This window comes from Bradyrhizobium sp. USDA 3240, from assembly GCF_054063295.1.
Window position 1 is genome coordinate 4,267,884 of record NZ_JBSSGD010000002.1, and the last position, 13,902, is coordinate 4,281,785.

At 66.8% G+C, this 13,902-nt stretch carries 11 protein-coding genes and 1 pseudogene; 9 read left to right on the forward strand and 3 right to left on the reverse strand.

The annotated features are described in order from the left end of the window. On the reverse strand, nt 1-882 hold the full coding sequence (mutM, locus tag ACVIGA_RS20825) for a bifunctional DNA-formamidopyrimidine glycosylase/DNA-(apurinic or apyrimidinic site) lyase (protein WP_456667805.1): 882 nt from the start codon (nt 880-882) through the stop codon (nt 1-3). A gap of 140 nt (nt 883-1,022) precedes the next feature. On the opposite strand from mutM, the gene ubiE reads away from it, so the two are divergent. From ubiE to ACVIGA_RS20865, 8 genes are all read left to right on the forward strand, one after another. Further along, complete coding sequence (gene ubiE, locus ACVIGA_RS20830) at nt 1,023-1,784, forward strand: bifunctional demethylmenaquinone methyltransferase/2-methoxy-6-polyprenyl-1,4-benzoquinol methylase UbiE (protein WP_456667806.1); 762 nt, start codon at nt 1,023-1,025, stop codon at nt 1,782-1,784. Continuing rightward, entirely contained in the window at nt 1,781-3,355 is a 1,575-nt protein-coding gene (ubiB, locus tag ACVIGA_RS20835; protein ID WP_456667807.1) for a 2-polyprenylphenol 6-hydroxylase, read from the forward strand. The genes ubiE and ubiB overlap by 4 nt, the downstream gene beginning before the upstream one ends. A 64-nt stretch (nt 3,356-3,419) precedes the next feature. Continuing rightward, entirely contained in the window at nt 3,420-4,844 is a 1,425-nt protein-coding gene (coaBC, locus tag ACVIGA_RS20840; RefSeq protein ID WP_456667808.1) for a bifunctional phosphopantothenoylcysteine decarboxylase/phosphopantothenate--cysteine ligase CoaBC, read from the forward strand. Continuing rightward, the gene (gene dut, locus ACVIGA_RS20845; protein WP_456667809.1) at nt 4,841-5,299 is read left to right on the forward strand and encodes a dUTP diphosphatase; all 459 of its coding nucleotides are present in this window, start codon (nt 4,841-4,843) and stop codon (nt 5,297-5,299) included. The genes coaBC and dut overlap by 4 nt, the downstream gene beginning before the upstream one ends. Before the next feature lie 327 nt (nt 5,300-5,626). After that, nucleotides 5,627-8,137, forward strand: a complete 2,511-nt coding sequence (locus ACVIGA_RS20850) for an ATP-binding protein (protein WP_456667810.1) — start codon at nt 5,627-5,629, stop codon at nt 8,135-8,137. Continuing rightward, nucleotides 8,134-9,657, forward strand: coding sequence for a tRNA (adenosine(37)-N6)-threonylcarbamoyltransferase complex ATPase subunit type 1 TsaE (gene tsaE, locus ACVIGA_RS20855; RefSeq protein ID WP_456667811.1), 1,524 nt, complete (start codon nt 8,134-8,136; stop codon nt 9,655-9,657). Before ACVIGA_RS20850 ends, tsaE begins: the two co-directional genes overlap by 4 nt. 86 nt (nt 9,658-9,743) lie before the next feature. After that, nucleotides 9,744-10,064 carry a PilZ domain-containing protein gene (locus ACVIGA_RS20860; protein WP_092120760.1) on the forward strand — a complete coding sequence of 107 codons (321 nt, stop codon included), beginning with the start codon at nt 9,744-9,746 and terminating at the stop codon, nt 10,062-10,064. Nucleotides 10,065-10,188: 124 nt separating this feature from the next. Next, nucleotides 10,189-10,911 carry a nucleotidyltransferase family protein gene (locus tag ACVIGA_RS20865; protein ID WP_456670848.1) on the forward strand — a complete coding sequence of 241 codons (723 nt, stop codon included), beginning with the start codon at nt 10,189-10,191 and terminating at the stop codon, nt 10,909-10,911. An 11-nt stretch (nt 10,912-10,922) separates the two neighbouring features. Here ACVIGA_RS20865 and ACVIGA_RS20870 read toward each other — a convergent pair. Both ACVIGA_RS20870 and ACVIGA_RS20875 read right to left on the reverse strand, forming a co-directional pair. Next, a pseudogene (locus ACVIGA_RS20870) lies at nt 10,923-11,935 on the reverse strand (DUF2891 domain-containing protein). After that, nucleotides 11,932-12,834, reverse strand: coding sequence for a hypothetical protein (locus ACVIGA_RS20875; protein ID WP_456667812.1), 903 nt, complete (start codon nt 12,832-12,834; stop codon nt 11,932-11,934). The pseudogene ACVIGA_RS20870 and the gene ACVIGA_RS20875 overlap by 4 nt, the downstream one beginning before the upstream one ends. Here ACVIGA_RS20875 and ACVIGA_RS20880 point away from each other — a divergent pair. Further along, entirely contained in the window at nt 12,806-13,882 is a 1,077-nt protein-coding gene (locus tag ACVIGA_RS20880) for a LysR family transcriptional regulator (RefSeq protein ID WP_456667813.1), read from the forward strand. The genes ACVIGA_RS20875 and ACVIGA_RS20880 overlap by 29 nt on opposite strands. The last annotated feature ends 20 nt before the right edge of the window (nt 13,883-13,902 follow it).

Below are 13,902 nucleotides of genomic sequence, written 5' to 3' on the forward strand. Positions count from 1 at the left end.
TTACTTCTGGCACTTCGGGCACCAGAACGTGGAGCGGCCGTTCTGGGTGAAACGCCTGACGATGCCACCGCAGCCTGACGTGCGGCAGGTCTCGCCTTCGCGGTCATAGACCTGGAACGAATGCTGGAAATAGCCGAGATCGCCGTTGGTCAGTCGATGGTCGCTGATCGAGGAGCCGCCGGCCTTGATCGCCTGGTTGAGCACCGAATGGATCGCATCGACCAGACGTTTGGAATGGTCGGTGGGCTCGGCCTTCTTGGTTGCAAGCGTCGCGGCCAATCGCCGCGGCGACAGATGCGAACGAAACAGCGCCTCGCAGACATAGATGTTGCCAAGTCCCGCCACCACGCGCTGGTCGAGCAGCGCGGCCTTCAGGCTGGTCTTCTTGTTGTGGCAGGAGCGCGCCAGCATCGCCGCGTCGAACTCATTGCCGAGCGGCTCGGGACCGAGCCCCTTCAACAGCGGTTCATCCTCGATCGCGTTGCGGGCGATGATCTTCATGTAGCCGAAGCGCCGCGGATCGTTGAACACGACCGCGGCCCCCGACGACATGTGGAACACGACGTGATCATGCGCGCGATCCTCGCTGCGCGGATAATGAAACTTCCCCGGCGCCGCCGCGCCCTCCTGCTTCAGCACGCGGAACGAGCCCGACATGCCGAGATGCATCAGCAGCACGTCGCCGGAGTTCAGGTCGGCCATCAGATATTTGGCACGGCGGCCGAGCCCGGTGACGGTCTGGCCTTCGAGCCGGGCGATAAAGTCTTTTTGAAACGGAAACCGCAAATCCTTGCGGCGGGCCTCGGCCTTGAGGATTTTGGACCCTTCCATGGCCGGTTGCAGGCCGCGGCGGACGGTCTCGACTTCGGGTAATTCCGGCATGGTAGGCATTCACCTTTTGGAAGTGACGTGATAGCGCCATTGCGGCCGCCGCGCTATGGTCCGGCTGGAGCGTTTTCGAGCGAAGCGGACACCGGTTCGCGTGAAGAAAACGCGACCAAAAAAGGTAAGAGTTCTGAGTGATGGATCGGCCGGATCAAACCACCCATTTCGGCTTCAGGGACGTGCCCCTGGGCGAGAAGCAGACGCTGGTGAACGAGGTGTTTCACAGCGTCGCGTCGCGCTATGACCTGATGAATGATCTGATGTCGGTAGGCCTGCACCGGGCCTGGAAGGACGTCATGATCACGACGCTCGACCCGCCGAAGGGCGACCGGCCGTTCGCGCTGCTCGACGTCGCCGGCGGCACCGGCGACATCTCGTTCCGGGCAGCCAAGACCGCGGGCACCGGCTTCCATGCCACGGTCTGCGACATCAATACCGACATGCTCGCCGTCGGCCGCGAACGCGCCGCCAAGCAGCACCTCGATGACCGCGTGTCGTTCGTCGAGGGCAATGCCGAGGCGTTGGGTTTCGCCGACCGTTCGTTCGACGCCTACACCATCGCGTTCGGCATCCGCAACGTGCCGCAGATCGAGCTTGCGCTGAGCGAGGCCTACCGGGTGCTCAAGCCCGGCAGCCGCTTCCTGTGCCTGGAATTCTCCACCGTCGACGTGCCCGGCCTCGATCGGATCTACGACCTGTTTTCGTTCAAGGTGATCCCGCCGCTCGGCCGCGCCGTCACCGGTGACGCCGAGTCTTATCAATATCTCGTCGAGTCGATCCGCAAATTCCCGCGGCCGAGCGCGTTCGCCGGGATGATCGGCGCCGCCGGCTTTGCGCGCGTGAAGTGGCAGAGCCTCTCCGGCGGCATCGTGGCGCTGCATTCAGGCTGGCGTTTGTGATCTCTGCACTGACCCACATTGCGCGCCTTGCCCGCGCCGGTTTCGTGTTTGCGCGCGAGGGCGTGTTCGGCGTCGTCGATCCCTCGCTGGTGCCGCCGCCCGGGCAGCTTGCGCTGAAGCTGGCGCGGCTGATCGAGCGCCGCTCCGCCAAATCCGGTCCGCGGCTGTCGCGCGCGCTGACCCGGCTCGGGCCCGCCTATCTCAAGCTCGGGCAATTCCTTGCCACCCGGCCCGACGTGGTCGGCGTCGCGATGGCGCGCGATCTCGAAGCCCTGCAGGATCGGCTGCCGCCATTCGCGCAGGAAGAGGCCGAAGCTGTCCTCACGCAATCGCTGGAACGGCCGCTGTCGCAGGCCTTTGTGCATCTGGGTCCGGCGGTTGCCGCAGCCTCGATCGCGCAGGTGCATCGCGCCGAGGTCGAGCGCGACGGCGTCCGGCATCAGGTTGCGGTCAAGGTGCTCCGGCCCAACGTCGCCGCGCGCTTCCGCCGCGACCTCGGCGACTTCTTCTTTGTCGCGCACAAGGCCGAAGCGCATTCCGCCGAGGCGCGGCGCTTGCGGCTGATCGAGGTCATCAACACGATGTCGCGCTCGGTCGCGATGGAGATGGACCTGCGCCTCGAGGCGGCCGCGCTGTCCGAGATGGCCGAGAACATCCGCGACGATCCGGATTTCCGGGTGCCCGCGGTGGATTGGGATCGCACCGCCCACAGCGTGCTGACGATGGAATGGATCGACGGCATCGCGCTGAACGATCACGCTCGGTTGGCGGAGGCCCAGGTCGACCTGCCCGATCTCGGCCGCAAGGTGATCCAGAGCTTCCTGCGCCACGCGCTGCGCGACGGCTTCTTCCATGCCGACATGCATCCGGGCAATCTGTTCCTCGACGAGGCCGGCCGCCTCGTTGCCGTGGATTTCGGCATCATGGGGCGGCTCGGGCTGAAGGAGCGGCGCTTCCTCGCCGAGATCCTGCTCGGCTTCATCACCCGCGACTATCGCCGCGTCGCCGAGGTGCATTTCGAGGCCGGCTATGTGCCGGGCCATCATTCGGTGGAGAATTTCGCGCAGGCGATCCGCGCCATCGGCGAGCCGATCCACAACCGCACCGCCGAGGAAATCTCGATGGCGAAGCTGTTGACGCTTCTGCTCGAGGTCACCGGCCTGTTCGACATGCAGACGCGGCCCGAACTGATCCTGCTGCAGAAGACCATGGTGGTGGTCGAGGGCGTGGCGCGCGGCTTCGATCCCAAGCTCGACATCTGGAAGATCGCCGATCCGGTGGTGCGCGAATGGATCACGCACAATCTCGGCCCGGCCGGACGCATCCAGGGCGCGATCTCGGGTGTGGGCGAGCTCAGCCGCGTCATCGCCAATTTGCCGTCGATCGCCAGCCGCGCCGTGACGGTGCTCGAGCAGCTCGAGACCATGACGCGGGAGGGCCACATGCTGTCGTCGGACTCGATCGACGAAATGGCCCGCGCCGAGGCCCGCAAGGCGCGGGTGCAGACCGTCGGCCTCTGGGTCATCGCCGCCGCCCTGATCGCAATCTTTTTCGCGATCCGCGCGCACTGATTGCAATGCATGCATCATGTGATAGCATCGCTATCATTCTTGAGCATGATGCTGGGGGCACGCCATGGCCAGCCTGACCATCCGCAAACTCGACGACGCCTTGAAGGCCTATCTGCGGCTTCGCTCCGCCAAAAACGGCCGCTCCGTCGAGGAGGAGATTCGGGTGATCCTCCGGGACCTCGCAGAGGGCGGTACGGAGCCCACGGAGGCGCCGGGCGCAGGTTCCGCGACAGCGATAGCCCCCGTTCCACGGGCCACCGCTACGGCCGGCGAGCCTCGCGTGACCCTGATCATCGGTGGCGGGATCGCGGCCTACAAGGCGCTGGATTTGATCCGGCGGCTCAAGGAGCGGCACATCCAGGTCCGCTGCGTGCTGACCAAGGCAGCCCAGCAATTCGTCACCCCGCTGGCGGCCAGCGCGCTGTCGCATGAGCGCGTCTACACCGACCTGTTCGACGCCGAGAGCGAGTTCGACGCCGGCCATATCCGCCTGGCGCGGGGCTGCGACCTGATCGTGGTGGCGCCGGCGACCGCCGACCTGATGGCCAAGATGGCGCAGGGCCACGCCGACGATCTCGCCACCGCCACGCTGCTCGCGGCCAACCGGCCTATCCTGCTGGCGCCGGCGATGAATCCGCTGATGTGGAACAACCCGGCCACCCGCCGCAACGTGCTGCAGCTGCGCCGCGACGGCGTCCATACCGTCGGTCCGAACGCGGGGGAAATGGCGGAAGCGGGCGAGGCCGGCGTCGGGCGGATGGCCGAGCCGACCGAGATCGCCGCCGCCGCCGACCGCATGCTGCGGCCGCCGCAGCCGCGCCCGCTGGCCGGCAAGCGCGTGCTGATCACCGCCGGCCCGACCCATGAGGCGATCGATCCGGTCCGCTACATCGCCAACCGCTCGTCCGGCAAGCAGGGCTTTGCCATTGCCACCGCGGCGCGCGCCGCCGGCGCCGAGGTCGTGCTGGTGACCGGCCCGGTCGAGCTCGGCGATCCCCAGGGCATCTCGGTCATGCGCGTGGAATCCGCGCGCGACATGCTGCATCGGGTCGAGGCGACGCTGCCGGTCGACATCGCGATCTTCGCGGCCGCGGTCGCCGACTGGCGGGTCGCCACCGAAGGCAGCCAGAAGCTGAAAAAGACTGCGGCCGGGATGCCGCCGCTGCAACTGGTCGAGAACCCCGACATCCTTGCGACGATCTCCAAGCTGAAGGAGAAGCGGCCGCCGCTGGTGATCGGCTTTGCCGCCGAGACCGAGCATCTGATCGAGAACGCCAAGGCGAAGTTCGCGCGCAAGGGCTGCGACTGGATCGTCGCCAACGACGTCTCGCCGGCGACCGGCGTGATGGGCGGCGACCGCAACACCGTTCATTTGCTGTCGCGCGAGGGCAAGGACGTCACCGTCGATTCCTGGCCGGTCATGACCAAGGAAGAAGTCGCGAGCGCGCTGGTGTCGCGCATCGCAAGAGCCGTAGGAACCGCATCGTGAGCGCCACCATCAAGGTCGAAGTCCACCAATTGCCGCATGGCGCAGATCTTCTGCTGCCGATCTATCAGACCGCCGACGCAGCGGGGCTCGACCTGCTGGCCGCGGTGCCGCGGTCGGCGCCGCTGCTGCTGCTGCCGGGCCGCTACGAAATGGTTCCGACCGGGCTGACGATCGCGCTGCCGCCGGGCTATGAGGCGCAGGTGCGGCCGCGTTCGGGCCTTGCCGCCAAATACGGCGTCACGGTGCTGAACTCGCCCGGCACGATCGACGCCGACTATCGCGGCGAGATCAACGTGCTCCTGATCAATCACGGCCAGGAGGCGTTTTCGATCCGGCGCGGCGAGCGGATCGCGCAAATGGTGATCGCGCCGGTCACAAGGGCCGAGCTGGTTCCGGTCGAGGTGCTGTCGTCGACCGATCGCGGCAGCGGCGGCTTCGGCTCGACCGGACGCTAGAACGCGACCGGAGAACTGTGCGGCCACCTCCGCCAGATCACGCTTCGGGCGCGCGCTCCGCGTGAATACGGAGTCAATTCGCGTAAAATCCACGTCAGCCGCCGCATTTTTTCACAGCGGATTCTGCGTTCACGGTCTGGACTCTTACTCGCCGAGTCCGGTTGGGACTATTCTGGATTGATTCGAGCGCGACGGGGGGTCTTCGTCGGGCTGTCGGGTCCTGCTTGGGCATGATCCCCGGACAAACGTCGTACGTTTTCCGTGAGGGAATACCGGTCTCCTGGTTTCCGGATCATGCCTTAAGGTTTGTGCGTTCTGGGGCAACATATGTCGGGCGTAGTCGCGGCAATGCGTCGAACCCTGCTGTCATGCACCTCACTGGCGCGCGACGGCATGCTTGGGCTCGCCATCACCGCATTGCTGCCGGCCCGCGCCTCGTTTGCCGCCGAAAGCCTGGTGACCCAGGCGCTGTCGGATCATTTCGGCTTCAATCATCAGGAGGTCGCGGTTCTCGCGACGTCGTTCGCGCTGGTCGGCTTCTCGGCCGTCGCCGCGATCCTGTTGATGCGCACCCGCCAGCGCGCCACAAGGAACGAGGAGCAGCTGCAGTCCGAGATCACGGACCTGCAGGCGCAATCGGACCGGCTGCGGGCGCTGCTGTTCGTCGAACCGCAGGTGCTGATCTCGTGGGCCGCGGGCGACAACCGGCCGCAGATCTCGGGCGACGTCTCGCTGGTGATGTCGCAGGAAAGCGCGCCGCAACGCATCCTGGCGTTCGGAACCTGGCTGCCGCCCGAGCCGGCGCTGCAGATGGACCACGCGGTCGACGCGTTGCGCGAGAAGGGCGAGGCGTTCCTGCTCAACCTCTCGACCTCGGCCGGCCGCGCCATCGAGGCGATGGGCCGCGCGATCGGCGGCCAGGCCATCCTGCGGATCCGCGAGCTCGGCGGCCTGCGCCGCGAGCTCGCCGAATCCAACCTGCGCTACAAGACCCTGCAGGAGGAGACCGAGCTGCTGCGCGATTTCGCCGCCGCCGCACCCTGGCCGATCTGGGCCAAGAGCCTCGAGGGCAATCTGCGCTACGCCAACGCGGCCTATGTCCGCGCCACCGAGGGCAAGAGCGTGTCGGACGCGCTCCAGCGCAACCTCGAACTGCTCGAAAGCGACCAGCGCACCGAATTGACCCGTGCGCTGAACGACAATGCCAATTATGCCGCCCGGCTGCCGATCGTCGTTAGCGGCGAGCGGCGGATCTATGACGTGCAGGCGCTCAAGCTGTCCGGCGGCAGCGCCGGCATCGCGATCGACGCCAGCGAAGCCGCGGCGCTGCGCGCGGCGATCGCGCGGATGGTCGACGCGCACCGGCGCACCCTCGATCAGCTCTCCTCGGGCGTCGCGGTGTTTGATGCCGACCGGCGGCTCACCTTCTACAACGAGTCCTATCGGCGGCTATGGGGCCTCGACCAGGCCTTCCTCGACAGCAATCCCGATGATTCCAGCGTGCTCGACCGGCTGCGCGCCAACCGCAAGCTGCCCGAGCAGCCGGACTTCCGCGCCTGGAAGGCCAAGCTGCACGAGGGCTATCGCGCGGTCGAATCCGAGACCTACACCTGGTTCCTGCCCGACGGCCGCGCCATCAGCGTCGTCACCACGCCGAACCTCGAGGGCGGCGTCACCTATCTGTTCGACAACGTCACCGAGAGCCTCGACCTCGCGCGGCGCTACGACCGCCTGACGCGGGTGCAGCGCGAGACCCTCGACAATCTCGGCGAGGCGGTCGCGGTGTTCGGCAGCAACGGCCGCGCCGAGCTGTTCAACCCGCCGTTCGCCAAGATGTGGAAGCTGCCGGCCGACGCGCTGCAGGGCGAACCGCACATCGAGGCGGTGGAGGCACTGTGCCGGCCGCTGTTCGATGACGCGCTGACCTGGCGGACGCTGCGCGAGCAGATCACCGCGATCGAGAACCGCGCCCAGGTCGCGCTCAAGCTCGAGCGCAAGGATGGTAGCGTGCTGAATTGCATGACCATCCCGCTGCCCGACGGCAAGACCTTGCTGGCCTTCCAGGACATCACCGACACCGAGAATGTCGAGCGGGCACTGCGCGAACGCAACGAGGCGCTGGAAGCCGCCGACCAGATGAAGGTGGATTTCGTCCACCACGTCTCCTACGAGCTGCGCGCGCCGCTCACCACCATCATCGGCTTCGCGCATTTCCTCAGCGATCCCTCGACCGGCCCGCTGACGCCGAAGCAGGCCGAATATCTCGACTACGTCACCAAATCGACCAACGCGCTGCTGGCGCTGACCAACAACATTCTCGATCTCGCCACCATCGACGCGGGTGCGATGAAGCTCGAGCTCGGCCCCGTCAATATCGGCCAGGCGATCGAGGCCGCCGCCGAAGGCATCCAGGACCGTCTCGCGACCGACCGCATCACGCTCAAGGTCGATATCGAGCCCAACATCGGCGCCTTCGTCGGCGACGAGCGGCGTGTGGTGCAGGTGCTCTACAATCTGCTTGCCAATGCGGTCGGCTTCTCGCCGCATGACGCCACCGTCGCGATCAGCGCGCACCGCACCGAGCACAGCGTGGTGTTTTCGGTGACCGATGCCGGACCCGGCATTCCGGCCGAGATGCGCGACAAGGTGTTCAACTGGTTCGAGAGCCATTCGCACGGCTCGCGGCATCGCGGCGCCGGGCTCGGCCTGTCGCTGGTCCGCTCCTTTGTCGAACTGCATGGCGGACGGGTGCGGGTCGATTCGACCGTAGGCCGCGGCACGACCGTGACCTGCGACTTCCCGATCGACCAGACCGCACATCGCAACGCCGCGGAATGACGGCGACCTCGACATTCTCGGTGGCGCTCGCGAACGAAACCGCGACGGCCGAGCTGATGGCCGACCTCGCGCTCCTGATCGGCGCCGGCGACGTCATCACGCTGTCGGGTGACCTCGGCGCCGGCAAGACCGCGGCCGCCCGCGCGCTGATCCGCTATCTCGCCACCGACGATACGCTGGAAGTGCCGAGCCCGACTTTCACGCTGGCGCAGACTTACGAGCTGCCGTCGTTTCCGCTGGTTCACGCCGACCTCTACCGCATCAACGATGCCAGCGAACTCGAGGAGATCGGGCTGTCGCCGCTGCCCGACGACATCGTGGCGCTGATCGAGTGGCCGGAACGCGCGCCGGACGCCATGCCTGCGGATCGCATCGACATCGCGTTCAGCCACCGCCCGGCGCTCGGATCGGCCGCACGCGCGGCCGAGATCACCGGCCATGGCAAAGGCGCGGCGAAGGTTGCGCGGCTCAACGAGCTGCGCCAGTTCCTCGAGCACGGCGGCTTCCTCAACGCCCGGCGCGAGCGCATGCCGGGCGATGCCTCGACACGCTCCTACGCGCGGCTGCGCAACGACGAGGGCAGCGTCATTCTGATGAACTCGCCGCGCCGCCCCGACGGCCCGGCGATCTACAACGGCCGGTCCTACAGCGCGGCAGTGCATCTCGCCGAGGATGTCAGGCCGTTCGTCGCCATCGGAAACGGCTTGCGCAAGCACGGCTTCTCCGCACCCGCGATCCGCCACATCGATCTCGAATCCGGCTTCCTGATCACCGAGGATCTCGGCGCCGAAGGCGTGATCGAGGGCGAACCGCCGCAGCCGATCGCCGAGCGTTACGAGGCTGCCGTCGACATGCTGGCGGCGCTGCATCGCGAGGCGCTGCCCGAGACGCTGCCGGTGACACCAGACGAGAGCTACGACATCCCCGTGTTCGATATCGACGCCTGGCTGATCGAGATCGGGCTGATGCTGGAATGGTACTTGCCCGATCGCGGCGTGCAGCCGGACGAGGAGCTCCGCAGCGACTTCCTCGGGATGTGGCGCGGCCTTCTGCAGAAGCCCGCCACGGCGCCGCAGACCTGGGTGATCCGCGACTTCCATTCGCCCAACATCATCTGGCTTGCCGAGCGCACCGGCATCCTGCGCGTCGGAATCATCGACTTCCAGGACGCGCTGCTCGGCCCTGCGGCCTATGACGTGGTGTCGTTGCTGCAGGATGCGCGGATCGACGTGCCCGAGCAGCTCGAGCTGTCGCTCTTGACCCGCTACATCAAGGCGCGGCGCGCCACCGACGAGAACTTCGATCCCGCCGGCTTCGCCGAGCTCTACGCCATCATGTCGGCGCAGCGGAACACCCGTCTGCTCGGCACCTTTGCGCGGCTCAACCGCCGCGACGGCAAGCCGCAATATCTGAAGCACCAGCCGCGGATCTGGACCTACCTCGAGCGGTCGCTGGCCCATCCGGCACTGGCCACCTTCCGCATCTGGTACACAGCGAACGTCCCTCCCCCAGTACCGTAGTTTACGGGTTATTAGCCTTGGGTCTCCTAAGGTCGCGGAGGCCGCATATCATCCAGGGCGCGGCCGATCGGGAGCGGGACCACACAATGGGGACGGAACGACGCAAGGGCGATCGTGTCACGTTTGAGCGCGGCATAGCGGCGCACATGATGGGCATCGACGGCACCTGGCGGCGCGACTGCACCATGGAAGACGTGTCGGAGACGGGCGCCAAGCTCTCCGTCGACGGCTCGGTCGAGGGCCTGAACCTGAAGGAGTTTTTTCTGCTGCTGTCGTCAACAGGATTGGCTTATCGCCGCTGCGAACTGGCGTGGGTCAATGGCGACCAGATCGGCGTCAACTTCCTTAAACAAGGCGACAAGAAGAAGAAAACTGCCAGACGCGGCGCGCAGGCTGCCGACGTCTAGGCTATCGCCGCCATTGCCGTCTTACGGCCGTCATGTCCTGTGACTATGGCGTCTGATCGATGCGCTTGCCGAATCGCCGTGATATGATCGGCGCCGAGAGATGATGACCGAGAACATCAGGAAAATGCCCGTCACTCCCCACAAGGCTATGGTGCTCGCTGCGGGCCTCGGCGTGCGCATGCGCCCCCTGACCGACACGATGCCGAAGCCGCTGGTGAGCGTCGCCGGCCAGCCGCTGCTCGACCATGTGCTCAACAAGCTCGCCAGCGCCGGCGTCAGCGAAGCGGTCGTGAACGTGCATTATCTGCCCGACCAGATCATCGAGCACGTCAAGACCCGCAGCCGCCCGCACGTGATCATCTCCGACGAGCGCGATCAGGTGCTCGGCACCGGCGGCGCGGTGGTGAAGGCGCTGCCGCTGCTCGGCGATGCACCGTTCTTCCATCTCAACGCCGACACGATGTGGATCGACGGCGTGCGTTCCAATCTGGCGCGGCTGGCGGAAACCTTCGACCCCGCGCGGATGGATATTCTGCTGCTGATGGCGCCGACCGCCTCGAGCATCGGCTATAGCGGCCGCGGCGACTATTCGATGTTGCCGGACGGCGCGCTGCGCAAGCGCCGGGAAAACCAGGTGGTGCCGTTCGTCTATGCCGGCGCCGCGATCATGTCGCCTGCGCTGTTCGCCGATGCCCCTGCCGGCGAGTTCTCGCTGACCAAGATGTTCGACCGCGCCAACGAGCAGGAGCGGCTGTTCGGCCTGCGCCTCGACGGCGTCTGGATGCACGTCGGAACCCCCGACGCGATCCTGGCCGCGGAAGAAGCTTTCCTGGAAAGTGTCGCGTAAGCGGCCGCCCCTCAGCCTTCGCTGTCGATGGCGAGCACCGCAAAACTCGCGAGCCAGTGTTCGCCCATATAGTCGCTGGCGATATGCGGCAGGCCGGCGTCGAGATGGCCTCGCGCCGCATCCAGCAGGATCGAGCGACGCGGATCGGCTTCCGGCAAGGCGCCGGCCAGCGCGCGCCAGCACCAAGCACGGCTGAGATTGAGTCCGTCGAGATGCGCGAGCTTGCCATCCGACCGATCGGTGACCGTGGCGGGCCGGAACAGGGTCGCGGGTTCGCGCTCTGCGAGCCGCGGCAGGAAGCGGTCGAACCAGGGCAGGAAGTCGCGGGGCGACAGCAGCCGGCGCATGCATTCCGCTTCGATCAGCGCCGACGACTGGAAATCATCGCCGCTCGGCTCGCCCCAGGCGGGACAATCCTGATCGGCGCCGTACCAGCGCAACGCCGTCTCACGTAACAGCGCGTCAAACGCGTCGTCCTGCGTCACTGCGGCGTAGTCGGCGGCCATGCGAAGCCCGAACGCGGTGTTGAAATGCGTGCCGACCCGCACCGGATAGGTGGCGAGCGGCAGGAAGTCGCGAAAGCGCTGCGCGAAGATTCCGGCAAGCGGCGCGATTTGCTCGCGCCACCGCGCTCGTCGAGCACCGCGAGCTCTGCCGCAAGCTTCAACAGCCAGCCCCAACCGTAAGGCCGCTTGAAGCCGCGCGCCGTCGGAGCGGCGAGATAGGCGCATTCGACGGCAACCTTCTCTGCAACGAACTGAGTGTCAAACAAGGCGCGGATCTCACTCGCCGCCTCGGACGCCGGATAGCGGCGCAGCAGCCGGGCGAGCATCCAGTAGCTGTGGACGCAGGAGTGCCAGTCGTAGCTGCCGAAGAACACCGGATGCAGCTCGCGCGGCGTGTGTGCATCCTGTGGCCCGGCCAACACGTGATCCGGCTTGTTCGGATATTCGCGCGTGACATGGCCGAGCGCGATGCGGGCGAAACGGGCGGCGAGGTCTTCGGTCAGGATCGTCGCGCTCATGACGGGGCTTTCTCCTTGCGCTCGCGCCGGACCAGCAGCTCGATCACGCGCGGCATCATATAGATCGGAAACTGCGTGGCGGCGAAGAACAGCGCCGTCATCGGCGACACCGCCGCGCCCATCGCCGACCAGACCAGTCCGACGTTGCGGTTGCTCAGAATGAGGCCGGTGGTCAATCGCTCCGCCAGCGGACCCGGCGTGAGCAGCGCGCCAAGCGCTTGCAGCGCAAGATTGCAGGCGAAGGCAAGGCCCACCAAAGTCAACGCGGTGGCCGGCTGCGCTTGGATCTGTGTGCGCACCCCCGCCATGGTCGAAATCGCGAACACGAGCAGCGAGGCGAGCACAAGCGCGTCGATGATGCGCGAATGCCGCGCCAATTGTGCAGCAGCCTGACGGCGCAGCAGCAGCGCCAGCGCGCCGGCGCCGACCACCAGCAGCGCCAGCCGCGCGGCGAGCGCCAGCGGATCGAGCGCGAGACCGGCAAATCCCGACGCGATCAGTGGAACCGTGATCGGAGCCAGCGCCATCGACAGCAGCGTCACGGCGAGCGGAATGGTCGCGTCGAAGCCGAGCATGCGTGCGACCGCCGCCGTGCCGGTCGATGGCGGCGCACACACCGACAGCACCAGCGCAACGATCAGCTCTGGCCGAAATCCGGCGCCGCGCGCTGCGAAGCCGACTGCGAGCGGGCAGGCCAGCATCGCCAGCGCCGGCAACAGCAGCGAGACCAGCGGACGTCCCAGCGCACGCCGGAACGCCGCGCCGTCGACCTGGAGAAAAGTCCCGAGGACGAGAACGAAGATCGCCGCCGCCATCAGCGGGCGCACGCCGGCCGCCAAGGCAGGGAAAGCCAGCCCGGCCAGCACGCCGATGACCAGCAAGGTCGGCCCGCGCGGCATCAGCTTCGCGAATGATCGTCCCAAGTCTGAACGTCTCAAGTCTTTTCGCCTCGTGGTCGTGTCCGGCGCGACCGTAGGCGCATGCAGATCATTGTTGAAATCGATTGTTCTTATAAGCATTATTGCTGTGATGAATTTAGCTGCCGTCGATCTCAACCTGCTGGTCGCTTTCGAAGCGCTGATGGAGGAGCGCCACGTCACGCGTGCGGCCGAGCGCATTGGCCTCGCCCAGCCGTCGATGAGCAGCGCTCTACGGAGACTGCGCGCGCTGTTTGCGGACGAACTGTTCCTGCGCGCCAGTGCCGGCATGCAGCCGACCGAAAAGGCCCTGGCGCTGGCCGGGCCGATCAGTGAGGCGTTACGACACATAAGGGGGGCGCTGGCGCCCGATCGGAGCTTCGATCCGGCCACCGCACGAAGGCGCTTCACCATCGCTGCGACCGACTACGGCGACCTCGTTCTGGTGCCGGAACTGAGCCGCCTGTTGCGCATGGAGGCACCTAGCATCGACCTTGCCGTGCGTCCGCTGACTGATGCGACGGCGGCCCTGGCCAAGCTCGAGCGCGCCGAACTCGATGCGCTGATCGGCGGCCATCTGCCGGATTCGCCACGCTGTGTCCGGCACCGGCTGTTGGAGGAACGCTTCGTCTGCATCCGCGACGGCGCGCGCGCGGGCCGATCGGAGGCGCTCAGCCTGGAAGATTATGCGAGCCTGCCGCACGCGCTGTTCTCGGCAGCCGGCGGCGACGGGCTGCCGAGCGTGATCGACGCGCTGCTGGCGCGGCATCAGCTGAAGCGGCGGGTCGCCGTGACGCTGGCGCATGTGGTGGCCGTCCCCTTCGCCGTGGCCGGCACCGATCTCATCGCCACGATGGCCGAACGCGTCGCCCGCCGCTTCACGCATCTCGCCGAAATTACCGTCGTGATGCCGCCGATCGACATCCCTGCCTTTGCGATCGATCTGATCCATACAGTCCGCGCGGCAGAAGATCCGGCGCTGCGCTGGTTCCTGGATGCCGTCGATCGCTGCGCCAGTGGGCTGCGATAATCAGCGGTGATGGCTGACCC

Excerpts from the sequence above, each read along its gene's own strand:
- ACVIGA_RS20850 (WP_456667810.1), top strand. The coding sequence starts at position 5,627 with ATGTCGGGCGTAGTCGCGGCAATGCGTCGAACCCTGCTGTCATGCACC.
- coaBC (WP_456667808.1), top strand. The coding sequence starts at position 3,420 with ATGGCCAGCCTGACCATCCGCAAACTCGACGACGCCTTGAAGGCCTAT.
- mutM (WP_456667805.1), bottom strand. The coding sequence starts at position 882 with ATGCCGGAATTACCCGAAGTCGAGACCGTCCGCCGCGGCCTGCAACCG.
- ACVIGA_RS20865 (WP_456670848.1), top strand. The coding sequence starts at position 10,189 with ATGCCCGTCACTCCCCACAAGGCTATGGTGCTCGCTGCGGGCCTCGGC.
- ubiE (WP_456667806.1), top strand. The coding sequence starts at position 1,023 with ATGGATCGGCCGGATCAAACCACCCATTTCGGCTTCAGGGACGTGCCC.
- ACVIGA_RS20860 (WP_092120760.1), top strand. The coding sequence starts at position 9,744 with ATGGGGACGGAACGACGCAAGGGCGATCGTGTCACGTTTGAGCGCGGC.
- ACVIGA_RS20880 (WP_456667813.1), top strand. The coding sequence starts at position 12,806 with ATGACCAGCAAGGTCGGCCCGCGCGGCATCAGCTTCGCGAATGATCGT.
- ACVIGA_RS20875 (WP_456667812.1), bottom strand. The coding sequence starts at position 12,834 with ATGCCGCGCGGGCCGACCTTGCTGGTCATCGGCGTGCTGGCCGGGCTG.
- tsaE (WP_456667811.1), top strand. The coding sequence starts at position 8,134 with ATGACGGCGACCTCGACATTCTCGGTGGCGCTCGCGAACGAAACCGCG.